This window comes from Paenibacillus sp. y28 (assembly GCF_037137075.1).
Lineage (GTDB): Bacteria > Bacillota > Bacilli > Paenibacillales > NBRC-103111 > JBBBNV01.
On the sequence record NZ_JBBBNV010000026.1, the window covers coordinates 32,296 to 56,300 of the forward strand.

Genomic DNA, 24,005 nt, shown 5'->3' on the forward strand with positions numbered 1-24,005 from the left:
TGGTGCACTGATATCCGTGCTCTCTCTTTTCAGAGCGTTAAACCCTCTTTGCAATGCAGGCGATTTCGACTTAACCACTTTGGCTTTACGGCCTTTACGTACGAGTTGGTTAATTGTTGGCATATCGCCACCTCCTTCCACATGATATATACTGAATCAAAGTTTGCAAGTCCACAGAGCCAGGCGAATCATAAACGAGCAAAAAAATATCATCGCTCATTCGTTCGCCGTTGCTGCCATTGCAGCCCCCACCTCAATCCCACACGCCTTGCCAAGCTGTTTCATGGAATCTACGTATGTGACGTTAACCCCCATCTTCTTGCAGAGGTTAATGATTTTCATCGTAATTCGTGGTTCTGCATCTTTTGCAACGAAAACTTCTGTAGCCATGCCTAGTTCGACCGCTTTGGTCGTTTGCTTCGTGCCTATATACAGTTTTGCTGCCTGCTTTACTTTATCATAAGACATTGGAATACATCCTCCAAAGTAAAGAACATCATATTCCGTTTGGCACACTGAAACAGTTTAGCATTTCAAATAGCCAGTGTCAAGCGCATTGGACAAACATTTTGTCCAAGCCAAATGGCTGTCTTAACTATTGGCTCTGATTATTCGCCGCGGCAATCTCAGCTCACAGCGTCGGCTGCTTCCTAAACCCATTTCATTTTTATTCTGGCACATATTCCGGCAAAAACAGAATTGAAAAAAGAAAGGCAGACTAAGCTAAGCTTAGTCTACCTGCGCCATTTCCGGTGTCTCGCTGTCAGCTGCCAGCTCTTCAGCCAGCGGATCGACAATCTTGATGCCGCGGTAACGGGCCATCCCTGTACCAGCCGGGATAAGCTTACCGATAATGACGTTCTCCTTCAGACCGAGCAGTTGGTCGACTTTACCTTTAATGGCCGCGTCCGTAAGAACACGTGTCGTCTCTTGGAAGGATGCCGCAGACAAGAACGAATCCGTCTCCAGGGACGCTTTGGTGATACCAAGCAATACAGGTCTTGCTACAGCAGGCTCTTTGCCGTTCAGAAGAGCTTCACGGTTCGCTTCTTCATACTCGCCATGAATATCAACGAAGGAGCCTGGCAGGAGCGGCGTATCTCCGCTGTCGACAATGCGGATTTTGCGCAGCATTTGTCGAACCATAACCTCAATGTGCTTGTCGTTGATTTCTACCCCTTGGTTCCGGTAAACGCGCTGTACTTCCTGCAGAATGTAGTTTTGCACGCCGCGGATACCTTTGATACGCAGCATTTCCTTCGGATCGATGGATCCGTCTGTAATCTCGTCCCCGGCTTCAACATGCTTACCCACTGCAACACGGATACGGGACCCGAATGTCACCGAGTAGGTTTTCATCTCGGCTTCGCCTTGAACGTCGATTTCACGGCGGTCCTTGGCATCGCGAATCTCCTTCACGACCCCGTCAATTTCAGAAATGATCGCTTGCCCTTTCGGATTACGGGCTTCGAAGAGCTCCTGAATCCGCGGCAAACCTTGCGTAATGTCATCCCCTGCAACGCCCCCGGTATGGAACGTACGCATGGTGAGCTGGGTTCCCGGTTCACCGATGGATTGAGCAGCGATAATACCAACCGCTTCCCCGATCTCCACGTGGGTGCCCGTCGCCAGGTTACGGCCGTAGCATTTCTTACAAACCCCATGACGAGTACGGCAGCTGAGAACAGAACGGATTTGCAGCTTCTCAATGCCTGCAGCGATGATAGCATCCGCCAGATTCGATTCGATCAGCTGATTGCGCTGAACAATAACCTCTCCGGTTTGCGGATTGCGAATCGTTTCGAACGCATAACGTCCTTCAATCCGGTCGTACAGATCCTCGATAACCTCTTTACCGTCCTGGATCTGGCTGACTGTAAAGCCTTTATCCGTACCGCAATCGTCTTCACGGACAATGACGTCCTGAGCTACGTCTACGAGACGACGGGTCAAGTAACCGGAGTCAGCCGTACGAAGCGCTGTATCCGCCAAACCTTTACGCGCGCCGTGCGTGGAGATAAAGTACTCCAGGACTGTCAGACCTTCGCGGAAGTTCGATTTAATCGGCAGCTCGTAAATCCGTCCGGTTGGCGTTGCCATCAGACCACGCATCCCGCCAAGCTGGGTAATCTGCGACTTGTTCCCCCGCGCCTTCGATTCCACCATCATGTTGATGGAATTGAATTTATCCAGGGATTTCATCAGAATTTCTGTAATTTCGTCCTTCGTTTTACCCCAGATAGCGATAACACGGTCATACCGCTCATCGTCGGTAATCAATCCGCGGCGGTATTGGCTTGTAACAACCGCTACCTTTTCCTCGGAATCCTTCAGGATATTCACTTTTTCCGGTGGAACGATAACGTCCGAAACCGCGACTGTTATCCCTGCACGAGTGGAATACGTGAAGCCGTTTTGCTTAATTTTATCAAGAATAATCGATGTTTCTGTCGTGTGGTAACGGCGGAAGCACTCGCCGATAAGAGTACCCAGGTACTCTTTGCCTACTGCGCCGCGCGACGGGATATTCATAATCGCTTCGCGGACGTTGGCTCCTTTATCAAAGACAAAGTATTCATCCGGCGTACCGTTGAACAAGTTGGTCTTGGTGGCTTCGTTAATATACGGGAAGTCGGCAGGGAAAATATCATTAAAGATAATTTTGCCGACAGTCGTAATCAGCCATGCATTTTGTTGACGCTCCGTAAAGCTCGTTTTGCCAAGAACTCTTGCCGGGATAGCTACCCGCGAATGCAAGGCGTTCACACCAGCCTGATATAAGCTGAACGCTTCGTTGACAGAACCGATGATACGTCCGCTCCCCTGCGCTTCTTTGTTGTCCATGGTCAAATAGAAGCTTCCGAGAACCATGTCCTGAGAAGGCGTTACAACCGGCTTACCGTCTTTCGGGTTCAAAATGTTGCCCGAAGCAAGCATCAAAATCCGAGCTTCTGCTTGTGCTTCAGCGGATAACGGAACGTGAACCGCCATTTGGTCGCCGTCAAAGTCAGCATTATAAGCCGTACATACAAGCGGATGAAGCTTGATAGCCCGTCCTTCGACAAGAATTGGCTCAAACGCCTGGATACCCAGTCTGTGCAGCGTAGGGGCACGGTTCAGCAGTACAGGGTGCTCTTTAATTACCTCTTCAAGCACATCCCATACTTCCGGGCTGACCCGTTCTACCTTGCGCTTCGCACTCTTGATGTTATGTGCCAAGCCTTTATTAACGAGCTCTTTCATCACGAAAGGCTTGAACAATTCCAATGCCATTTCCTTCGGAAGGCCGCATTGATACATTTTCAGGCTCGGACCAACTACGATAACCGAACGTCCCGAATAGTCAACACGTTTTCCGAGCAGGTTTTGACGGAAACGTCCTTGCTTCCCTTTCAGCATATGGCTGAGCGACTTCAAAGGACGGTTGCCCGGTCCAGTAACCGGACGGCCGCGACGGCCGTTGTCAATGAGGGCATCGACAGCTTCCTGAAGCATACGTTTTTCGTTCTGTACAATGATGTCCGGGGCGCCCAAGTCAAGCAGACGCTTCAAACGGTTGTTCCGGTTGATTACACGGCGGTACAGGTCGTTCAAGTCGGATGTCGCAAAACGGCCCCCGTCAAGCTGCACCATTGGACGCAGCTCCGGCGGAATAACCGGAAGAACGTCCATAACCATCCAATCCGGATGATTACCGGAGTTACGGAATGCTTCCATAACCTCCAGGCGCTTAATCGCCCGGTTCCGGCGTTGGCCCTGCGCGGTTTTGAGGTCTTCCTTCAGCGTATCCACTTCTTTGTCGATGTCGATATCAGCAAGAAGCTTTTTGACCGCTTCAGCGCCCATGCCCGCTTGAAACGCATACCCGTACTTTTCGCGGTAGCTGCGGTATTCCTTCTCGGAAAGCAGCTGTTTCTTCTCTAGCGGTGTATCACCGGGATCCGTGACAACATACGATGCAAAATAAATAATTTCCTCCAAGGAACGGGGCGACATATCAAGCGCCAGCCCCATCCGGCTTGGAATACCTTTAAAGTACCAAATGTGAGAAACCGGGGCAGCCAGCTCAATATGTCCCATGCGCTCGCGGCGAACTTTCGCGCGCGTAACCTCTACGCCGCAGCGATCGCAGACGACGCCTTTGTACCGGACACGCTTGTATTTGCCGCAGTGGCATTCCCAGTCCTTAGTCGGCCCGAAAATTTTCTCGCAGAACAAGCCTTCCTTCTCCGGTTTCAGCGTCCGGTAGTTAATGGTTTCCGGCTTTTTCACTTCTCCACGGGACCAAGAACGAATCTTGTCCGGCGAAGCGAGACCAATTTTCATAAACTCAAAGTTGTTTACGTCCAACAAGGAGCAACCCTCCTCAAGAATGTACTAAGCTAACCGTGTTCCGTTACTCTGCTCCGACTTCTGCGCCTTCGAGGTTCAGGTTGAGCTTGTCATTGCCGACCTCATCTTCGTCGTCCAGCTCTTTCATTTCGATCTCTTCTTCGTTCTCCGTCAAAATCTTGACGTCCATACCGAGGCTTTGGAGTTCTTTAATCAGAACCTTGAACGATTCCGGAACGCCTGGTTCAGGAACATTCTCGCCTTTAACGATAGATTCATACGTTTTGACACGTCCGACCACGTCATCAGACTTGACAGTCAAGATTTCCTGCAATGTGTAGGCAGCCCCGTAAGCCTCAAGCGCCCAAACCTCCATCTCCCCGAAACGCTGTCCGCCGAACTGAGCTTTACCACCCAGCGGCTGCTGTGTAACGAGCGAGTATGGACCCGTTGAACGGGCATGGATTTTATCATCAACCATGTGCGCCAGTTTAATCATATACATGACGCCAACGGTAACTTCACGTTCGAAAGCCTCACCTGTCCGTCCATCGTACAAGATGGTTTTACCGCTGCGGTTCATGCCCGCCTCTTCCATCGCATCGAATACGTCATATTCGTGCGCTCCGTCGAAGACCGGCGTCGCGGTATGGATTCCAAGCAATTTGGCCGCCATGCCCAAGTGAACCTCAAGCACCTGACCGATATTCATCCGGGATGGTACCCCCAGCGGGTTCAATACAACCTCAACCGGTGTTCCATCCGGCAGGAACGGCATATCCTCTTCAGGCATAATACGGGCGATAACCCCTTTGTTACCGTGACGTCCCGCCATTTTATCGCCTTCGGAGATTTTCCGTTTTTGTGCGATATATGCACGTACAAGCTGGTTTACGCCTGGAGGCAGCTCATCGCCGTTCTCACGGGTAAACACCTTCACGTCAACAACAATCCCGTCGGTACCGTGCGGCACGCGAAGCGAGGTGTCACGGACTTCACGAGCTTTTTCACCGAAGATGGCATGCAGGAGACGCTCCTCTGCTGTAAGCTCTGTAACACCCTTCGGCGTTACTTTACCTACGAGAATATCTCCAGCGCCGATCTCCGCGCCTACACGGATAATTCCACGCTCGTCGAGATTCTTAAGCGCATCTTCACCAACGTTTGGAATATCGCGGGTGATTTCTTCCGGTCCCAGCTTCGTGTCGCGCGCTTCAGATTCGTATTCTTCAATATGAATCGAAGTGTAGACATCCTCTTTCACGAGCTTCTCGCTAAGCAGAATGGCATCCTCATAGTTGTAGCCTTCCCAGGTCATGAACGCTACGACCACGTTACGACCCAAAGCCAGCTCGCCCATCTCCGTCGAAGGTCCGTCAGCCATAATATCGCCGGCCTTAATGATATCCCCGCGTTTAACGAGCGGACGCTGGTTGATGCAGGTACCTTGGTTAGAACGCATAAACTTGTGAAGCTTGTATTTTACGAGGTCGCCGCTAATGACCCGGCCATCCACGTTCGCTTGGCGGCGAAGCCAAATACTGTTAGCATCCGCACGCTCAATAACGCCATCGTATTTGGATACAATACATACCCCGGAGTCTTTTGCACTCTTGTGCTCCATGCCGGTACCAACAAGCGGTGACTTCGGAATAAGAAGCGGTACCGCTTGACGCTGCATGTTCGAGCCCATGAGCGCACGGTTGGAGTCGTCATTTTCCAAGAATGGAATGAGCGCTGTCGCTACCGACACCACCTGCTTCGGCGAAACGTCCATATAGTCTACACGCTCACGCGGCAGAGTAAGGATATCGTCTTTAAAACGAACGATAACCGAGCTTTGGGCAAATGCGCCTTCCTCTGTCAGCTCTGCGTTCGCTTGTGCGATGACATAGTTATCTTCCTCGTCTGCCGTCAGGTACGAGATTTGAGAGGTAACAAAACCTGTGTTCGGATCTACCCAGCGATACGGCGCTTCGATAAAGCCATATTCGTTAATCCGCGCAAAAGACGACAACGAGTTGATCAAACCAATGTTCGGACCCTCCGGGGTCTCGATAGGACACATCCGGCCATAGTGGGAGTGGTGAACGTCCCGTACTTCGAAGCCGGCGCGTTCCCGCGTCAAACCGCCAGGTCCGAGTGCGGACAGACGGCGTTTATGAGTCAGCTCCGCCAGCGGGTTAGTCTGATCCATAAACTGCGACAGCTGGGAGCTGCCAAAAAACTCTTTAATCGACGCAATCACCGGACGAATGTTAATCAGCGCCTGAGGCGTAATCACATTCGCATCCTGGATCGACATCCGCTCACGCACAACGCGTTCCATACGGGACAGACCGATCCGGAACTGATTTTGCAATAGCTCACCTACGGAACGCAAACGGCGGTTGCCCAAGTGGTCAATGTCGTCAGTGCTGCCGATGCTATTCAGCAGATTGATGAAATAGTTGATGGACGAGATGATGTCTGCTGGCGTAATATGCTTTACAGACTTGTCGATCTGGCCGTTAGCAATGACTTTGACGACTTTACCGTCATCTATCGGCGAGAAAACATTGATGCATTGCAGCGGTACTGTATTCGCATCCAGAACACCGCCAGCCACATGATAATCTTTAAATCCAACGCCGTTCTCCAGCGCAGGCAGCACCTGATCCAGCAAGCGGCGGTCCAGAAGCTGGCCAGCCTCAGCCACAATCTCACCGGTTTCCATGTTAATCAGAGACTCTGCCAGACGCTGATTGAACAAACGGTTTTTGATGTGCAGCTTTTTGTTGATTTTGTAACGTCCTACATTTGCCAAATCATAACGCTTCGGATCAAAGAAACGTGCGATCAGCAGGCTCTTAGCGTTGTCCAGTGTCGGAGGCTCGCCCGGACGCAGACGCTCGTAAATCTCGATCAGCGCTTTTTCCGTCGAATCTGTGTTATCTTTATCAAGCGTGTTGCGGATATACTCGTCATCACCCAGCAATTCGAGAATTTCCGCATCCGTTCCAAATCCCAGCGCCCGCAGCAAAACCGTCACAGGAATTTTGCGGGTACGGTCTATACGGACATAGATAATGTCCTTCGCATCGGTTTCAAGCTCGAGCCACGCACCACGGTTCGGGATGACCGTCGCTCCGTAACTTTTTTTACCGTTCTTGTCGATTTTTGTGTTAAAATAGACACTGGGAGAACGAACAAGCTGACTGACAATGACACGTTCGGCGCCATTGATGATGAACGTACCAGTTTCGGTCATCAACGGGAAGTCTCCCATAAATACTTCTTGCTCTTTGACTTCGCCGGTTTCCTTATTGATGAGTCGAACCTTCACCCTCAGGGGCGCTGCGTAGGTTACGTCCCGCTCTTTTGACTCATCCACCGAGTACTTCGGCTCTCCCAAGCTGTAATCGATAAATTCCAACACCAAATTACCCGTAAAGTCTTGGATCGGAGAAATGTCCTGAAACATTTCACGTAATCCTTCATCCAAAAACCACTGATACGATTTTTGTTGGATCTCGATCAAGTTAGGAACATCCAGCACCTCATTGATACGTGCATAAGATCTGCGCGTGCGTCGACCAAATTGAACGTTATGTCCCGCCAACTTCACTTCACCCCTCGCGTCTACTCGAAAATCATTGGAACTAAAACTGAGAAAAGCTCCTATCGGAGCCATTCGTTGATGCGCCACCGTCATCAACGGCAGCATTTATCGCCAAATCAGAAAATCCCCACTCCGCTGTATCGCTTCAAGTGAAGTTCCATTTTCTGATCTGGACAGAAAAACGTCTGTCGACGTTTATTCACGGATGATGGATTCACACGGCGTCATGCTGCGTGAATTCAAACTATTCTTTTTTTCCAAAGCTCAGAAGTCCTATAAGTAGACTTGCCGAAAATCTAAACATTATACGTCATTGCACTAAAAATTATGCATCCTTTAAAAAAAGCTTGACATTTTAGTGCTCTAAAGACAAATAGCACATTATAATGCTGACATTATATTATCCTACCACAGTAGGAAAATGAAGTCAAACAAAAAATGAACCACACGGTTCAAATTTTTTGGGCCTTATAAATCCGGTAACCTTTGTCCTTGCATACCTCAGTGACTTGCTCAAACAGCGTCTCCAGCTTCGCCAGGGCCGATGGCGCCCCTTGCTTTTTCTGAATAACAATCCATAGCGAACCGCCGGGTCGCAGGTGCTGCTCCGCGCATTCAAAAATGCGATGAACCGTCTCTTTCCCTGCACGAATCGGAGGGTTGGTCAAAATCACATCGAAGCTCTGCCCCTGCACTGCGGCAAACAAATCACTTTGTTCAATCCGTACATTGCTAATCCCATGCTTGCGGGCGTTTTCTTTGGCGAGCTCTACCGCTCTTTCATTGATGTCGATCATCGTGACATGTCCTGACTTGGCCAGCTTCGCTGCGGTCAAGCCGATCGGTCCGTAGCCGCAGCCTACATCCAGCACTTCGGCCTGCTCCGGGATGTCCATTGCTTCAATAAGAACACGACTGCCGTAATCAACCCCCTGCTTCGAAAATACACCGGCATCGGTCACAAATGCAAACCGGATTCCCCGAAGCTCCGCCTCCACCACCCGGCGCTCATGCTCGACCGAAGGCTTACTGGAATAATAATGATCGGCCACTTTTATCCACCCCTATGAAAATTCGTCCGCACCGACGAAACTTGAGGATTGCTATCCTCTGACTCACGGTGATTTCTACTTGCCGAAGCAAATATAGTAAAAAGAATCCCCTCTGAAGACAAGCTTCAAAGGGGACGCTTTGGTTGGTCCAATTACTTCACTTCTACTTTAGCGCCTGCTTCTTCAAGCTTCGCTTTCACTGCGTTTGCATCGTCTTGGGAAACTTTTTCTTTGATTGGTTTCGGTGCGCCGTCAACCAGATCTTTTGCTTCTTTCAGACCAAGACCAGTGATTTCACGAACAACTTTGATAACGTTGATTTTGGAAGCACCAGCATCAACAAGAACTACGTCAAACTCAGTTTGAGCTTCAGCTTCAACTGCAGCGCCGCCAGCTACTACTGCAACTGGAGCTGCTGCTGTTACGCCGAATTCTTCTTCAATTGCTTTAACGAGGTCGTTCAGTTCCAGAACGGTCATCGTTTTGATCGCTTCGATAATTTGCTCTTTAGACATGGAAAACCCTCCATTGCTTAATTGGTTTGTTTATGAGATGAATCGATTAGGCTTGGGAGCCTTCTTGCTTCTCACCCACAGCTTTAACTGCAAGCGCGAAGTTGCGGACCGGTGCTTGGAGCACGCTGAGCAACATGGACAGAAGTCCTTCTCTGGAAGGCAGTTCTGCCAGTGCTTTGATTTGAGCCGCGTCTACTACTTTACCTTCAACGACACCCGCTTTAACGGACAGCTTGTCATTTTTCTTAGCAAAATCAGACAAGATTTTAGCCGGAGTTACAACGTCGTCTTTACTGAATGCAATCGCAGTTGGACCTGTTAATGCAGAGTCCAGCTCTGTCAATTGAGCATCAGCAGTCGCACGGCGGGCAATTGTGTTTTTCAAAACTTGAAATTCAACGCCTGCCTCACGAAGTTTCGAACGCAACTCAGTGACTTGCTTCACTGTCAGACCGCGATAATCCGTCACGATTGTGCAGGAGTATTCTTTCAGTTTGCCAGTGACTTCGTTTACTGCCAGTTGTTTCTGTTCAATCACTTTTTGGTTTGCCATCAGTTACACCTCCTATTGCTGTTGATGCAGCAGACTTCTGAACATCGGCTTCGGCCAAAAGAAAAGCCTCCGCAGACGTCTACGAAGGCATGATTGATCTCATTCTTGTTGTTGCTTTACTCGCATCAAAAGAACATGGTCATATATCACAAAACCCTCGGCAGGACATTAAGCCTTATCGGCTCCTGCTGTCTACGGATATCTTATTCATTTTTAACTCTGTAAGAGTATCATAGCAGAGCCGGTAAAGTCAAATCCAAATAACGGATTATCTGAAAGTTTGTACGTTCACGCGTACGCTTGGACCCATGGTCGAAGATACCGCGATGCTTTTCAGATAGACACCTTTTGCTGCTGCCGGCTTCGCACGAAGCAAAGCTTCTACCAAAGAGCGGAAGTTTTCGTTCAGCTTGTCAGCATCGAAAGAAACTTTGCCGATTGGAGCATGAATTTGTCCAGCTTTGTCCAGACGGAATTCAATTTTACCGGCTTTAATTTCTTGTACCGCTTTAGTCACGTCAAACGTAACTGTACCGGCCTTCGGGTTTGGCATCAAACCTTTACCCCCGAGCAGACGACCGAGCTTACCAACTTCACTCATCATATCTGGTGTTGCTACGCAAACGTCAAATTCGAACCAGCCTTGCTGAATTTTGTTGATCATGTCAGCATCACCAACATAATCCGCGCCAGCTGCTTCAGCTTCTTTCGCTTTTTCGCCTTTTGCAAATACAAGCACGCGCTTGGATTTACCAGTGCCGTTCGGAAGAACGACAACGCCGCGAACAGCTTGATCTTGTTTTCTCGGATCTACGCCGAGACGGACTGCCACTTCAACTGTTTCATCGAATTTGGCAACAGCCGTTTTCTTAACGGCTTCCAATGCTTCCAATGGCTCATAAAAGCTGTCCGGATTAACCAGCTTCGCGGCCTCTTGGTACTTCTTACCATGCTTAGCCATGAATTTTGTTCCTCCCTATGTGGTGTTAGCGGAAAATCCTCCCACTAGTCGAGACGCTCTTCGTTCAGAACGCCCGGTGTCATTCAATTAGTCTTGAATGACGATACCCATGCTGCGGGCTGTGCCTTCAACCATGCGCATTGCAGCTTCAACGCTTGCAGCGTTCAGGTCAGGCATTTTTTGTTCAGCGATCTCGCGAACGACAGAACGTTTCACGGTTGCGACTTTCTTCTTGTTCGGCTCGCCAGATCCTTTAGGAATGCCAGCAGCGACACGAAGCAGTACGGCAGCCGGAGGTGTTTTCGTGATGAACGTAAACGAACGATCCTCGAAAACGGAAATTTCAACCGGGATGATCAAGCCTGCTTGATCAGCTGTTCTTGCGTTAAATTCCTTACAAAATGCCATGATGTTGACACCAGCTTGACCGAGTGCCGGACCGATTGGAGGCGCCGGGTTCGCTTTCCCTGCAGGAACTTGCAGCTTAACAACTTTAATTACCTTTTTAGCCATGTGTTACACCTCCTTGCAGTAATGTGGTAAGACGGGAATGTTCCCTCCCACTCGCACAGCGCCGCGCTTACCACGCTTGATGCGCCATACGCAGAAACCGACATGCCATTAGACCGGGTTCCACCGGCTTCAGGCTATATTTTCTCCACTTGAGTGTATTCCAACTCCAGCGGGGTTTCTCGACCAAACATATTTACATGAACCTTCAGTTTGCTTTTGTCGATCAGAATCTCTTCGACCGATCCGACAAAATTGGCAAAAGGTCCTACTTTGACCCGAACCATTTCTTTCAGTTCAAAGTCAATCTTCGGCTTCGGCTCTTCCATGCCCATATGCTTCAATATGGCTTCCACTTCTTCAGGCAATAATGCTGTCGGTTTGGAGCCAGAGCCGGTCGAGCCTACGAACCCGGTTACTCCCGGGGTATTGCGTACGACATACCACGAATCATCGGTTTGAACCATTTCCACCAGAACGTAACCCGGATACACTTTGCGCATCACAGATTTCTTTTTGCCGTCCTTGTTGACGATCTCCTCTTCCATGGGCACAAGCACACGAAAGATCTTGTCCGTCATGTTCATGGATTCAACACGCTTCTCGAGGTTTGCCTTCACTTTATTCTCATACCCGGAATAGGTATGTACAACGTACCAACGTTTCTCCATCTAATTCACCCTGAGCCCTTATATTTATTCGAACGCTATCTTAAGCAATTCAGAGATTCCCAGGTCTAGAATGGCGAAGTAAACCGTCACAAAGATAACGGTGGACACGACAACGATCGTATAACTGATCAATTCTTTCCGGGCTGGCCACTTGACCTTTTTCATTTCTGCCCAACAGTCAGCAAAAAACGAAAATGTCGAGCCGAATCCTTGCTTCAGCTTGCTTATAAAAGCCACGACTACACCTCCAAAACCTAACACAAAAAATGCCTGAATTTTAGGGCTACCCAAATCACTTTAGCACAGCCGTTATAGCGTGTCAAGAAAAACAGACTATTCCCAGCATGTCCAACTGTTTCCTCGACTAAACATCCGTATTTCTGCTTTTTATAATTGCTCGTAGAAGCAGCCGCGTCCTGGACTCAAAGCCAGTTCAACGGTCTGCGGCCCACAAAACAAAATCGACATCTTCCACGATCAGTGAAAGGTGCCGATTATAAATCACGCACTTCCAAATATTTCTCCAGCTTGCGTTTTACGCGCTGCAGAGCGTTGTCTATCGACTTCACATGGCGATCCAAATCTACGGCAATTTCCTGGTAGGAACGGCCGTCCAAATAAAGCATGAGTACCTTGCGTTCCAAATCGCTTAATATTTCACCCATCTTGTCTTCCAAGCCGACGAATTCTTCCTGATTAATAATCAGCTCTTCGGGATCCGATACTTTGGTTCCGCTTATAATGTCCAGCAAGGTGCGGTCCGAATCTTCATCGTAAATCGGCTTGTCCAGGGAAACATATGAATTAAGCGGGATATGCTTTTGCCTGGTGGCGGTTTTAATGGCGGTTATAATTTGCCGGGTAATGCACAGCTCTGCGAAGGCCTTGAAGGATGCCAGCTTGTCTCCCCGGAAATCACGGATGGATTTATACAAGCCTATCATACCTTCTTGAACAATATCTTCGCGATCCGCCCCGATTAAAAAATAGGAACGCGCCTTGGCCCGCACAAAATTGCGATATTTATTAATGAGATATTCCAACGCTTCGCTGTTGCCTTCGCGGACCGCAACGACAATATCTTCATCCGTCTTGAGATCATACGCGTCCATTCTGAAATCGCTCAGGTCGACATTCACGAAAAATCCCTCCGGCCTGCTTGGCTACACCGATTCTCGTTCGAAAAAGAATACGTTAAGTATACATGATGCTTCTGAGAGCCGTCAATAATAACAGGCCTTGTCAATCCATTCCTGACGCGGCTTCCCGGGTTCGGGCACCAATTATTTGGTGTCCTTATCGCCCCTTCTCCATTTCTCGAAAAGGGTTCGCATCTCGCTATTCAGCTTGCTGTCGAACGTATTCCGGCTAGAATTGCCCATCGTATCCAGCCGCTTGGAAACCTCCCCGCGCCCTTCACTGACATACAATCTCAGCTCTCGGGCGGGCATGCGGAGGGCCCCATGGCCGAAGATGACGTTCTGCTCGATGGAATCGGAGGTGGCCACATAAATTTGCCGGCGCCTTCCTTTCAGCTCCGCAACAAGGCGTTCAATGACCTCATCCGCCGTTTCTTTTTCCTTCGTATACCAGATCTGCAGCTTGTTCTGCTTATACTTGCCTCCCACGCCTGGGACCTTATAGGCGTCAAAGACAAGATAAGTCGCGCGCCCCGAAATGGCCTGGTATTCGGCCAGAATCTCAATAAGCTTGTCCCTGGCCGCTTCCAGGCTCTCCTCTTCCTTAATACGATTCAGCTCAGGCCAAGCGCCGATAATGTTATAGCCGTCAACAATGAGAAACTCCTGCATCCCACATCACGAATCCCTGCTGCCGCGCTGGCGCACCGTCTCGTACATAAGAACGCCAGCCGCTACAGAGGCGTTAAGGGAGTTAATGCTGCCGGACATCGGAAGCTTCACAAGAAAGTCGCATTTTTCTTTTATCAGGCGGCCCATTCCCTTGCTTTCATTGCCAATTACAATTGCAAGCGGCATCGTAAAATCTGACTGATAAACGGATTGGCGGGCATCCACATCGGCACCGGCCACCCACACGCCTTCTTCTTTCAGCCGATCGATCGTTTGAGCAAGATTCGTAACCCGGGCCACAGGAACATACTCTACTGCACCGGCCGAGGTTTTCGATACAGTCGCCGTCAAGCCAACCGCGCGGCGCTTCGGAATAATGACACCGTGGACACCGGTACAGTCCGCAGTCCTTAGAATCGAGCCCAGATTATGAGGGTCCTCTATTTCGTCAAGCAGCAGCAAAAACGGCTGCTCATTACGCTCTTTGGCCAGTGCAAGCAGCTCGTCCACTTCATAATAGCGCTGTGAGGCGACCTGCGCGACCACACCCTGATGCTGTACATCCGGAACAAGCTGATCCAGCTTGCGTTTGTCTGCCGACTGCACGATAAGTCCGTTCTTTTTAGCCTCTTGGATGATGCCCTGCACCTGATGCTTCTGCGCAGATTCTGCGATCCATATTTTGTTAATCGTTCGTCCGGAACGTAAGGCCTCCATAACCGCGTGCCGTCCGGCAATATATTCTTCATTCTCCACGTGCAAGTTCCTCCTCGGGTTGCGGCGTCGGCGGGATAATAAGACCAAGCAGCTCCTCCAGCCGATCCAGCCGTCCTTCATAATAAAGATAGCCTATCAGGCATTCAAATGCGGTCGCGTGCCGGTAGTCCAGCACATCGGCGTTTTTAGGCACCGTGCCGGACTTGGCATTGCGGCCGCGTTTGACAACATCGATTTCCTCCTCGGTCAGATGAGGCATCCACTCCTGAAGAAAGCGGGATTGAGCCTTCGCCGATACGAAGCGCGTCGATTCACGGTGCAAATGATTCGGCTTCAGCTGCGTGCGGGAAATCAAATACTGCCGCACCAGCATCTCGTAAATCGCATCTCCGGCATAGGCAAGCACCAGCGGCGGCAGCTGACCCGCAGGCCTGGACGGTGAAAATAAAAGCAAACCTCGATTCATATCCATGCTTTACTTCCTCCGCCAGCGAATTCCTTGCGGCGTATCCTCCAGCACGATTCCTTTTTCGGTGAGCAGATCGCGAATTTCATCGGCGCGCGCCCATTGTTTATTTTGACGGGCCTCGGTCCGTTCTTTAATGAGCTGCTCAATGTCCGTATCCAGGAGGTCCGGCTGCTCCTCGACCAGAATACCGAGCACACGATTAAGTTCCCGGAAAGCCTGGCTCAGCAGGTCCAGCGTATCCACAGATACATCCTGGCGCTGCAAATATTGATTCGTCGCGCTGACCAAATCAAACACTGCCGTGATGGCGTCAGGCGTATTAAAGTCATCGTTCATCTTAGCCTGGAACAGCTCCGTAGCCGCAGCTGCCGCTAACTCGGCCGCCTCGTCCCTTGCACTCGTGCTTTGACCGGCACAGGCGTCTAACCGGTAAATCAGGTTCGAGAAGCTGTTTTTGACCCGCTCCAGCCCATTCTCCGCCTGGGTTACGGCCTCATCGCTGAAATTAATCGGATTCCGGTAATGCGTCGACAGCATGAAGAAGCGCAGCACTTCCGGCTTCATCGTTTTCAGCAGCTCGTTCACCTTAATGCCGTTTCCACGGGATTTCGACATAATTTCATCGTTAATATGAATGTGGCCATTGTGCATCCAATAATTGGCGAGCGGCTTGCCGTGCAGCGCCTCGGACTGGGCAACCTCGCACTCATGATGCGGAAATTGCAAATCATGCCCGCCGCCGTGGATATCCAGTGTAGTCCCTAAATATTTGCCAGCCATGGCCGAGCATTCGATGTGCCAGCCCGGACGTCCGTCGCCCCATGGACTGGACCAATAAATTTCCCCCGGCTTTGCCGCCTTCCACAGCACAAAGTCCTGCGGATTTTCCTTCCGCTCATCCACATGAATCCGGATGCCGAACTGCAGCTCCTCCAGGTTCTGATGGGACAGCTTGCCGTATTCTGCAAACTTGGCGGTGCGGAAATACACATCTCCGCCATTTTCATAGGCAAACCCTTTGGCTTCGAGCCCCTGAATAAACTCGATAATCTCCGTCATATTCTCCGTGACCCGCGGATGAATATCCGCCCGGCCGACGCCAAGGGCATCGATGTCCTCATAAAAGGCGGCAATAAACTTTTCTGCCAAATCCGGAACGGACATCCCCGTTTGCTCGGACTTGCGGATCAGCTTATCGTCCACATCCGTGAAGTTAACCACATAGGTCACATCATAACCGATAGCCTGCAAATACCGCCGGACCACATCAAAAAAAATTAACGGCCGTGCATTCCCGATATGAATATAGTCATACACGGTCGGTCCACAGACGTACATGTTCACTTTCCCCGGAACAAGGGGCTTGAACTCCTCTTTTGCGCGGGATAGTGTATTAAAAATTTTCAAGCTCATGTGTGCGTTGTCCTCCTTGAATTTGTTTCTCCTGCTCGCGGATCTGCTCCCGCATCTCGTCTATTTGCTTCTGCATGGTTGCCAGCATATCAATAACAGGGTCCGGCAGGCTGGCATGATCCAGTTTATTCACCCGCTGACCGTTTAGCTTCACCACTTTGCCCGGAATGCCCACAACCGTGCTGTACGGCGGGACCTCGCGGAGAACAACTGAATTAGCCCCGATCATCGAGTATTCACCGACGGTGAAGGAACCGAGCACCTTCGCCCCTGAGCTCACCATAACATTGTTTCCCAATGTAGGGTGGCGCTTGCCTTTTTCTTTTCCGTTACCGCCCAAGGTAACGCCCTGAAACAATACGACATCATCCCCGATTTCGCATGTCTCGCCGATAACCACACCCATACCGTGGTCGATAAACAGCCGCTGGCCGATTCGCGCGCCCGGATGAATCTCAATCCCCGTAAAAAATCGCGCGATTTGACTAATCATTCTGGCCATCGTGAACCAGTGGCGCACATAGAACCAACGCGCAATCCGGTAAGCCCAAATCGCATGAAGCCCGGAGTAGGTAAGAATAACCTCCAGTTTGCTTTTGGCAGCCGGATCATTGTCAAATACAGCCTGAATGTCCGATTCAATCAGTTTCCACATGTTCGTTTCTCCTTCCAGCCCAGAAATCGGCTTCGCCGGGTCTAGGCAAGACAATACGATGATAAGCGTTATCATAACTCGGGTACCCTTCTGCCGCTTAACCGATGCTGAATACAGAACAACAAAAAAGCCTCTGCAGCCATAAGGCTACAGAGGCGCAGGTTGACGCGGTTCCACTCTGCTTGAATGCACTGCCTGTCCCACATGCACTGGGCAGGATAGAAAGCATTCCACTTTGGGCATCCGTAACGGGGACGATCCGGCACAGCCTACTGGGCGACCTTTGCGAAGGCAAAGACAGCAGCCGTTGGGCTGGGCAGCTCACAGGTGCATTTCCGTTAAAGTGAATTGGACAACTTCCAGCTCGGCACCTTCATGCCGGTTGTCTTCTCTGGGAATTCAGCCTTTATCGTACTCTCCTGATCAATGCTTTTCATTCTTCCATACAGTATAACAGATGAACCACTCTACAGTCTACGAGCGTTACTGCAATCCTACTGCAATCTTGTACAAACAAAAAAGTTGCACCTTCCTTCAAGACCTGCCGCTACAGCAGGTTGGCCAGTCGAGCCAGCACGCGGCCTCTTCCAAGCAAGTACAGCGTTTCGTTCAAATCAGGTCCATGCATTTGACCGGTCAAGGCCACCCGGACAGGCATGAACAGCTGCTTTCCTTTATAGCCGGTTTCCTGCTGAACAGCCTTCAGCAGCGCCTTCATCGAATCGGTGGTATAGTCCGCAGCCTGCTCCACCTGATTCTTGAAGCTGGACAATACAGCGTGAACATGCTCTTCAGCGAGCAGGGCCCGGCCTTCTTCGTCATATTCCTGTCCGTCACGGAAGAACAGCTCCGATTTATCGACAATTTCAGCAGCGAAGTTCAGTTGCTCCTTATATAGGCCAATCAGCTTCACCGCCCACTCGCGCTGCGCTTCATCCAGCTGCTCCGGCAGCCGGCCCGCCTTCTGAAGCTGCGGCAAGCACAAGTCAACGATGCGGGAAAGATCCGCTTTTTTAATATAGGCGTTGTTCATCCAGTTCAGCTTGTCCATATCAAATACAGCCGGGCTCTTGGAGACACGGGACAGGTCAAACTGGGCGATCAGCTCTTCCTTGGTAAATATCTCTTCCTCGCCGCCGGGTGACCAGCCGAGCAGAGCGATGAAATTGACAATCGCCTCCGGCAAATAGCCTAACGAGTTGTACTGTGCAATAAACTGCACGATTGATTCGTCGCGTTTGCTCATTTTTTTGCGATCCGGGTTTAGGATAATGGACAAATGCGCAAACTCCGGCGCCTGCAGCCCGAGCGCTTCATACATCATCAGCTGCCGAGGAGTATTGGACAAATGCTCTTCGCCACGGATAACAAGCGAGATGTCCATCAAATGATCATCGAGAATAACAGCAAAGTTATAGGTTGGAATGCCATCGGGACGGACAATAATAAAATCGCCGATCCCGTCCGATTCGAATTCGACATGCCCGCGGACACGGTCCTCGAAGGCCACAATACGGTTTTCCGGAACACGGAAACGAATCGATGGCTTGCGGCCCTGCGCCTCAAGTTCCCGGCGCTCATCCTCGGTCAGGCTGCGGCACTTGCCGGCGTATTTGGGCGTCTCCCCGCGCGCTTCTTGCTCCGCCCGCTCCGCCTCAATCTCCGCCTCTGTACAGTAACAACGGTACGCGTTCCCTGCGGCAAGCAGTTGGTCTATAAATGGCTGATACAGGCCAAGTCGTTCCGTTTGACGGTACGGACCGTAGCTTCCGCCGACATCAACGCTTTCATCCCAATCTACGCCCAGCCAGCGCAAGCCGTCCAATTGATTGTCAATCCCGGACTCTACATGCCGGGATTGGTCGGTGTCCTCAAAGCGGACAATGAAAGAACCGCCCTGCTTGCGCGCCAGCAAGTAATTAAACAGGGCTGTACGGGCCCCGCCGATATGTAAATGCCCGGTCGGACTCGGGGCATATCTTACACGAAACGATGTAGACATGATTTCACAGTTCTCCTCTCAGCAATCGACCCCAATATTGACGTTATCATAGCACATGTTGAATTAAGCAGACAACAGCCTGAGCGGCGATTCCTTCCTCCCTGCCTGTAAAACCAAGCTTCTCCGTTGTGGTCGCCTTGACGTTCACCTGAGAGACATCCGCTTCGAGGGCAGCCGCGATCCGCTCCGCCATCTGAGGGACGTAAGGCGCCATTTTGGGCCGCTGTGCAATGATCGTGCAGTCAATGTTCCCCAGCTTGTAGCCCCGCTCCTTCACCAGCTTCCAAACGTCCAGCAGCAGCTGATAGCTGTCCGCATCCTTATAGGCCTGATCCGTATCCGGAAAATGCTTGCCGATATCGCCCAGCGCCACGGCGCCCAGCACTGCATCGCTCACCGCGTGCAGCAGCACATCCGCATCGGAATGGCCCAGCAGCCCTTTCTCAAACGGAATGTCCACCCCGCCGATAATGCACTTACGCCCTTCCACCAGTTGATGCACATCATACCCTTGTCCTACGCGAATCATCATTTCGTTTCCTCTCCCTTAGTTTCAGTCTGCCTTGCGCTTAACAGCCATTCTGCAAGCTGAAGGTCCTCCGGCGTCGTAATTTTCACATTCGTGTAGCTGCCTTCCACCACATGCACTGTGTGCCCGGCCCGCTCCACAACCATAGCATCATCCGTCCCCAAGAACGAATGTTCCCTCGCCTGTTCATGGGCATCTCGCAGCCAATCAGCGCGAAAAGCCTGCGGCGTATGGATCGCCCACAAGCTGGAACGGTCAGGGGTCGAGCGGATTTCTCCACCCGCATCTACAACCTTAATGGTATCCTTCACCGGCACAGCCAGCACCGCAGCCCCTGTGTCCCGCGCCTTCCGCCAGCAGCGAAGCACGTCGGCCTCCTGAACAAACGGGCGTACGCCATCATGCACCAGAATCCATTCCAGACGAGCAGGAAGCGCCTGCAAGCCGAAATAAACGGACTCCTGCCGCTCTCGGCCGCCGGCGACCACAGCCTTCACTTTACTCAGCCGATATTGCCGCACAAACGCTTCATTGCGCTCCACATCCTGCGCGCCGACAACAAGAACAACCGAGCTTACCTCAGCAATACGTTCGAATACCTCTAGGGTATGCACCACAATCGGTTTTTCCTTCAGCAGCAAATATTGCTTGCTCTCCGCCGTGCCCATCCGCGATCCCCTGCCGGCGGCAACGACGATAACGCCTATGCTCCCCATGAATCCGACTCCCCTGCCTGCATTCTGACTTATCGGCCTCTAAACAGGCTAGCAGGCTTCCTGCTCATGCATCAGCAACAATCCTGCTCCCCAGATTGAATAAAGAAGCGCAGGCAGCACAAAGGCTGCCTGCTTCTTATATTCAGGGATAATCCGTTTCCAGGCCCGGTGCGCTTCTGAACTGCAGGACGATATCAATATGGCAACACCCTACTCATACCGGTCCCGGTTCTTGTCACAGGCCTCTCGTTATCCCGGCCAGTACCATGTCAGATACTACTATACAGGTTTACTGTGCTTTTTCCAACAGTTTGGGCTTGGCAAAAATCATCCGACCGGCGGAGGTCTGCAGGACGCTGGTGACCAGCACCTCAATCGTAGCTCCAATGAAGTCGCGGCCGCCTTCAACGACGATCATGGTGCCGTCATCCAAATAAGCAACGCCTTGTCCATGCTCCTTGCCGTCTTTAATCACCTGTGCGACGATTTCCTCACCCGGCAAAACGACCGGCTTCACGGCATTCGCCAAATCATTAATGTTGAGAACGGATACGCCCTGCAGCTCACACACCTTGTTCAGGTTGAAATCATTGGTGATGACTTTACCCTGCAGCAGCTTGGCCAGCTTAACCAGCTTACTGTCGACCTCGGAGATTTCATCGAAATCCCCTTCATAGATAAGCACCTTCACATCGAGCTCTTTTTGAATCTTGTTCAAAATATCGAGCCCCCGCCGCCCGCGGTTCCGCTTCAGCAAATCCGAGGAATCTGCAATATGCTGCAGCTCTTCAAGCACAAACTCCGGAATTACGAGCGTACCTTCAATGAAGCCGGTTTTACAAATGTCAGCGATGCGCCCGTCAATAATGACACTGGTGTCCAATATTTTATGCTCGCGGGGATGCGGCGGCGCTTCCCCTTCTTCCTTGCCCCCGGACCGGCCCGGCGCCAGCGCAAACAGCTCCGCCTGCTTCGTGTAGCCGATACGGAACCCGCTGTACCCCAGCACCAGAGTCACGCCCAGAGTCAGCATGCCCCCGATCCACGCTACCTTGGTCAACGCGGGAAGCAGCAGGAGCGAGATAAGTAATCCCATGATAAGTCCAATGATTCCTCCGCTTAAATCGGGAAACGGCAGCGTCCCCAGCCACTCTTCCCAGCGGCGCAGCTTCCGCGCGGTCCATTCGGCAACCCATATTCCGCCAAAATACAGCAGTCCTGCGAAAACCCCCATAATCCACAGCGTTTCCCCGCCGAGCGGGCCGATTTGCATAACCGGAGCAAGCAGCTCCCGGAAGCCTTGACCTACAACATGGCTCCACTGATAGCCGATCAGCGCTCCGAGTGCCGCAAACAGCAGCTGCCATTTTACTCTATTCACTGTTTGACTCACCTCCAAAAATCCAGAAACAAATTGGTTTCTCTTTACAATTATGAACCATTTTCCCTTCGGCTAATCATAATTTGGACAACAAAAAAAGCACTTATTTTCATGATCTGAAAATAAATGCTTTTTATTTGGCAACCTTTATTCAATTGCATACAGGCCAAGTCGTATTCCCGCTAAATATGCTTGTGCTCCTCACGCGATTGCTCGCGATTGCGGCGTTTCCGGAAGAAGAACAGCAGCCTAACGTTTTTTTTTAATCCGTACAGCGCGTACAGCAGCAATGGGATAAAGATCAGCTTAGACGAGATGCTTGGGTACAAGCAGCCGACGACGACCGCGGCAACAACAATGACCGGCGTTACCCATAAAGCCGCTTTCGGCAGGCCCAGCTTCTTGAAATTGGGATATTTCACGGTGCTGACCATCAAATAGGACAGCAGCAGCGTACTGATAAACAGTACATAAGGAGGAAGCTCGTTGTGGAACAGCGCAAGCGTGCTCAGAATCCCCCCTGCCGCCGGAATCGGCAGCCCGATAAAGTATCCTGGAATTCCGTCCACAACATTAAACCTGGCAAGACGCAATGCTCCGCAAATCGGGAATATTGCCGTTACAATCCAGCTAGTGGCATTATTCATGTCCTGAAAAGCAACCACATACATAATAAATGCCGGTGCCACACCAAAAGAAATGACGTCAGAAAGGGAATCCAGCTCTTTGCCGAATTCGCTTTGGGCGTTTAACGCCCGGGCCACCCGTCCGTCGAGGCCATCCAGCAGCATCGCTATAATGACCATAATAGCAGCAAACTGGGCATTATCATTGAACACCAAAATGATCGCGATAATTCCCAGGAACAGATTGCCGACTGTGAACAGACTGGGAATGGACTTAGTTATCATATGTTTTATCCACCTCTGTTTTTACTATGCCCCAGATCAAAAAATACTTACCAAATCTTTAGATTCTCTTCACACTTTCTTCATACAACTACGTTATGATTGTATTTTAATTAAATATGTCTGTCAATGAACAATTGTTTCTGAATCCGCTTTAATCCTTCCTTAATTGTACGTGCCCGCACCTCACCGATTCCGTCAACTTCATCCAGCTCTTCAATGGTAGCCGAGGTAATATAAGGCAGGAATTGAAACTTCTCGACCAGATTATTGATAATAACCGACGGCAGACGGGGGATTTTGTGCAAAATCCGAAAGCCCCGAGGCGCAACCGATTCATCCAGAATCGTATTCGTATAAGGGTATCCCAGAAGCCGGACGATATGCTGCAAATCTAGAAGCTCATCAGAATTCAATTTCTTTAAGCCGTTCTGAATCTCTTTGATTTTCTCTTCGGACGGCTCGCGGCAATAATCCTTCAGAAGCAAATAAGCATCCTCTTCAATGTTCGCCACCAGCTCCTCCAGCTGCATGCTGATTAGACGCCCTTCGGTCCCCAGTTCATTAATATACCGCATAATTTCAGACTGAATCCGCATCACCATTTCGACCCGCTGTACTACGTTGGAAACTTCCTGAAGGGTAACCAGCTCCTCAAACTCAGAGGCTCCGAGGTCGATAAATGCCTGGGAGAGGACGACCTTATACTTATCCAGCGTTTGTATGGCCTGATTGGCTTTGGCCAAAATAACGCCGATATCCTTAAGCGCATAGCGCAAATTGCCTTGATACAGGGTAATGATATTACGCCGCTGGGAGATGGAAATGACCAGTCTTCCCGTCTGCTTCGCCACCCGCTCCGCCGTCCGGTGCCGAATCCCGGTTTCAGTTGAAGGAATGGAGGGATTCGGAATGAGCTGCGTATTGGCGTGCAGTATTTTTTTTACATCGCCGCTCAAAATTATGGCACCGTCCATCTTGGCCAGCTCATACAAATTATTCGGTGTAAAATCACAATTGATGGTGAACCCGCCATCCACCAATTCCATTACCTCCGAACTGCAATCGACGACAATCAGCGCCCCCGTCTTCGCCCGCAGTACGTTTTCCAGCCCTTCCCGAAACGGCGTACCTGGCGCCACCAGCTTCAATATTTGGCTGAGCATGTCCCGATGTTCATCTTTCATCCTGTTTGCCCTCCTTGGCCGC

General features: G+C 50.7%; 22 protein-coding genes, 1 pseudogene and 1 other annotated feature. All 23 genes and pseudogenes read right to left on the reverse strand.

The annotated features are described in order from the left end of the window. Positions 1-123, reverse strand: a pseudogene (locus WBG83_RS18015) (30S ribosomal protein S12); the annotation flags it as partial. Between the two features lie 93 nt (positions 124-216). Further along, entirely contained in the window at positions 217-468 is a 252-nt protein-coding gene (locus WBG83_RS18020; protein ID WP_336746669.1) for a 50S ribosomal protein L7ae-like protein, read from the reverse strand. A 261-nt stretch (positions 469-729) separates the two neighbouring features. Continuing rightward, complete coding sequence (rpoC, locus tag WBG83_RS18025; protein WP_336746670.1) at positions 730-4,353, reverse strand: DNA-directed RNA polymerase subunit beta'; 3,624 nt, start codon at positions 4,351-4,353, stop codon at positions 730-732. 43 nt (positions 4,354-4,396) lie between these two features. Further along, positions 4,397-7,933 (reverse strand): DNA-directed RNA polymerase subunit beta, encoded by a 3,537-nt coding sequence (gene rpoB, locus WBG83_RS18030; RefSeq protein WP_336746671.1) that lies wholly within the window; start codon positions 7,931-7,933, stop codon positions 4,397-4,399. Between the two features lie 452 nt (positions 7,934-8,385). Then, entirely contained in the window at positions 8,386-8,985 is a 600-nt protein-coding gene (locus WBG83_RS18035; protein WP_336746673.1) for a class I SAM-dependent methyltransferase, read from the reverse strand. A 152-nt stretch (positions 8,986-9,137) separates the two neighbouring features. Then, entirely contained in the window at positions 9,138-9,500 is a 363-nt protein-coding gene (gene rplL / locus WBG83_RS18040) for a 50S ribosomal protein L7/L12 (RefSeq protein WP_336746674.1), read from the reverse strand. Positions 9,501-9,546: 46 nt separating this feature from the next. Beyond that, complete coding sequence (gene rplJ / locus WBG83_RS18045; RefSeq protein WP_336746675.1) at positions 9,547-10,053, reverse strand: 50S ribosomal protein L10; 507 nt, start codon at positions 10,051-10,053, stop codon at positions 9,547-9,549. A gap of 50 nt (positions 10,054-10,103) precedes the next feature. Beyond that, positions 10,104-10,269 (reverse strand) — a sequence feature (ribosomal protein L10 leader region). A 52-nt stretch (positions 10,270-10,321) separates the two neighbouring features. Then, entirely contained in the window at positions 10,322-11,014 is a 693-nt protein-coding gene (gene rplA, locus WBG83_RS18050) for a 50S ribosomal protein L1 (protein WP_336746676.1), read from the reverse strand. Between the two features lie 87 nt (positions 11,015-11,101). Further along, positions 11,102-11,527 (reverse strand): 50S ribosomal protein L11, encoded by a 426-nt coding sequence (gene rplK / locus WBG83_RS18055; RefSeq protein WP_336746677.1) that lies wholly within the window; start codon positions 11,525-11,527, stop codon positions 11,102-11,104. Between the two features lie 134 nt (positions 11,528-11,661). Next, a complete protein-coding gene (nusG, locus tag WBG83_RS18060; protein ID WP_336746678.1) occupies positions 11,662-12,195 on the reverse strand; it encodes a transcription termination/antitermination protein NusG in 534 nt (177 codons plus the stop codon). Between the two features lie 24 nt (positions 12,196-12,219). Then, positions 12,220-12,432: a preprotein translocase subunit SecE gene (gene secE, locus WBG83_RS18065; protein WP_336746679.1), complete on the reverse strand. Its 213-nt coding sequence runs from the start codon at positions 12,430-12,432 to the stop codon at positions 12,220-12,222. A 257-nt stretch (positions 12,433-12,689) separates the two neighbouring features. Further along, on the reverse strand, positions 12,690-13,334 hold the full coding sequence (sigH, locus tag WBG83_RS18070; RefSeq protein ID WP_336746680.1) for an RNA polymerase sporulation sigma factor SigH: 645 nt from the start codon (positions 13,332-13,334) through the stop codon (positions 12,690-12,692). A 144-nt stretch (positions 13,335-13,478) separates the two neighbouring features. Next, positions 13,479-14,006: an NYN domain-containing protein gene (locus WBG83_RS18075; protein WP_336746681.1), complete on the reverse strand. Its 528-nt coding sequence runs from the start codon at positions 14,004-14,006 to the stop codon at positions 13,479-13,481. A gap of 6 nt (positions 14,007-14,012) precedes the next feature. After that, positions 14,013-14,762 (reverse strand): 23S rRNA (guanosine(2251)-2'-O)-methyltransferase RlmB, encoded by a 750-nt coding sequence (rlmB, locus tag WBG83_RS18080; RefSeq protein WP_442955851.1) that lies wholly within the window; start codon positions 14,760-14,762, stop codon positions 14,013-14,015. Then, positions 14,752-15,195, reverse strand: a complete 444-nt coding sequence (locus WBG83_RS18085; RefSeq protein ID WP_336746683.1) for a Mini-ribonuclease 3 — start codon at positions 15,193-15,195, stop codon at positions 14,752-14,754. Before WBG83_RS18085 ends, rlmB begins: the two co-directional genes overlap by 11 nt. Positions 15,196-15,198: 3 nt before the next feature. Beyond that, positions 15,199-16,605: a cysteine--tRNA ligase gene (cysS, locus tag WBG83_RS18090; RefSeq protein ID WP_336746684.1), complete on the reverse strand. Its 1,407-nt coding sequence runs from the start codon at positions 16,603-16,605 to the stop codon at positions 15,199-15,201. Then, positions 16,586-17,260: a serine O-acetyltransferase gene (cysE, locus tag WBG83_RS18095; protein ID WP_336746685.1), complete on the reverse strand. Its 675-nt coding sequence runs from the start codon at positions 17,258-17,260 to the stop codon at positions 16,586-16,588. The genes cysS and cysE overlap by 20 nt, the downstream gene beginning before the upstream one ends. Positions 17,261-17,807: 547 nt before the next feature. Continuing rightward, positions 17,808-19,262, reverse strand: coding sequence for a glutamate--tRNA ligase (gene gltX / locus WBG83_RS18100; RefSeq protein ID WP_336746686.1), 1,455 nt, complete (start codon positions 19,260-19,262; stop codon positions 17,808-17,810). A gap of 46 nt (positions 19,263-19,308) precedes the next feature. Further along, a complete protein-coding gene (gene ispF / locus WBG83_RS18105) occupies positions 19,309-19,791 on the reverse strand; it encodes a 2-C-methyl-D-erythritol 2,4-cyclodiphosphate synthase (protein WP_336746699.1) in 483 nt (160 codons plus the stop codon). Continuing rightward, the gene (ispD, locus tag WBG83_RS18110) at positions 19,791-20,507 is read right to left on the reverse strand and encodes a 2-C-methyl-D-erythritol 4-phosphate cytidylyltransferase (protein ID WP_336746687.1); all 717 of its coding nucleotides are present in this window, start codon (positions 20,505-20,507) and stop codon (positions 19,791-19,793) included. The genes ispF and ispD overlap by 1 nt, the downstream gene beginning before the upstream one ends. Positions 20,508-20,796: 289 nt before the next feature. Then, on the reverse strand, positions 20,797-21,888 hold the full coding sequence (locus tag WBG83_RS18115; protein WP_336746689.1) for a PIN/TRAM domain-containing protein: 1,092 nt from the start codon (positions 21,886-21,888) through the stop codon (positions 20,797-20,799). 182 nt (positions 21,889-22,070) lie between these two features. Further along, complete coding sequence (pssA, locus tag WBG83_RS18120; RefSeq protein WP_336746690.1) at positions 22,071-22,799, reverse strand: CDP-diacylglycerol--serine O-phosphatidyltransferase; 729 nt, start codon at positions 22,797-22,799, stop codon at positions 22,071-22,073. 110 nt (positions 22,800-22,909) lie between these two features. Further along, a complete protein-coding gene (gene disA, locus WBG83_RS18125; RefSeq protein ID WP_336746691.1) occupies positions 22,910-23,983 on the reverse strand; it encodes a DNA integrity scanning diadenylate cyclase DisA in 1,074 nt (357 codons plus the stop codon). Positions 23,984-24,005 lie beyond the last annotated feature (22 nt).

Bases quoted from the DNA above. Each gene is read 5' to 3' on its own strand.
- WBG83_RS18020 (WP_336746669.1), bottom strand. From the start codon at position 468: ATGTCTTATGATAAAGTAAAGCAGGCAGCAAAACTGTATATAGGCACG.
- rplL (WP_336746674.1), bottom strand. From the start codon at position 9,500: ATGTCTAAAGAGCAAATTATCGAAGCGATCAAAACGATGACCGTTCTG.
- rplJ (WP_336746675.1), bottom strand. From the start codon at position 10,053: ATGGCAAACCAAAAAGTGATTGAACAGAAACAACTGGCAGTAAACGAA.
- rplA (WP_336746676.1), bottom strand. From the start codon at position 11,014: ATGGCTAAGCATGGTAAGAAGTACCAAGAGGCCGCGAAGCTGGTTAAT.
- rplK (WP_336746677.1), bottom strand. From the start codon at position 11,527: ATGGCTAAAAAGGTAATTAAAGTTGTTAAGCTGCAAGTTCCTGCAGGG.
- nusG (WP_336746678.1), bottom strand. From the start codon at position 12,195: ATGGAGAAACGTTGGTACGTTGTACATACCTATTCCGGGTATGAGAAT.
- WBG83_RS18075 (WP_336746681.1), bottom strand. From the start codon at position 14,006: ATGCAGGAGTTTCTCATTGTTGACGGCTATAACATTATCGGCGCTTGG.
- WBG83_RS18085 (WP_336746683.1), bottom strand. From the start codon at position 15,195: ATGGATATGAATCGAGGTTTGCTTTTATTTTCACCGTCCAGGCCTGCG.
- cysS (WP_336746684.1), bottom strand. From the start codon at position 16,605: ATGAGCTTGAAAATTTTTAATACACTATCCCGCGCAAAAGAGGAGTTC.
- cysE (WP_336746685.1), bottom strand. From the start codon at position 17,260: ATGTGGAAACTGATTGAATCGGACATTCAGGCTGTATTTGACAATGAT.
- gltX (WP_336746686.1), bottom strand. From the start codon at position 19,262: ATGTCTACATCGTTTCGTGTAAGATATGCCCCGAGTCCGACCGGGCAT.
- ispF (WP_336746699.1), bottom strand. From the start codon at position 19,791: ATGATTCGCGTAGGACAAGGGTATGATGTGCATCAACTGGTGGAAGGG.
- ispD (WP_336746687.1), bottom strand. From the start codon at position 20,507: ATGGGGAGCATAGGCGTTATCGTCGTTGCCGCCGGCAGGGGATCGCGG.
- pssA (WP_336746690.1), bottom strand. From the start codon at position 22,799: ATGATAACTAAGTCCATTCCCAGTCTGTTCACAGTCGGCAATCTGTTC.
- disA (WP_336746691.1), bottom strand. From the start codon at position 23,983: ATGAAAGATGAACATCGGGACATGCTCAGCCAAATATTGAAGCTGGTG.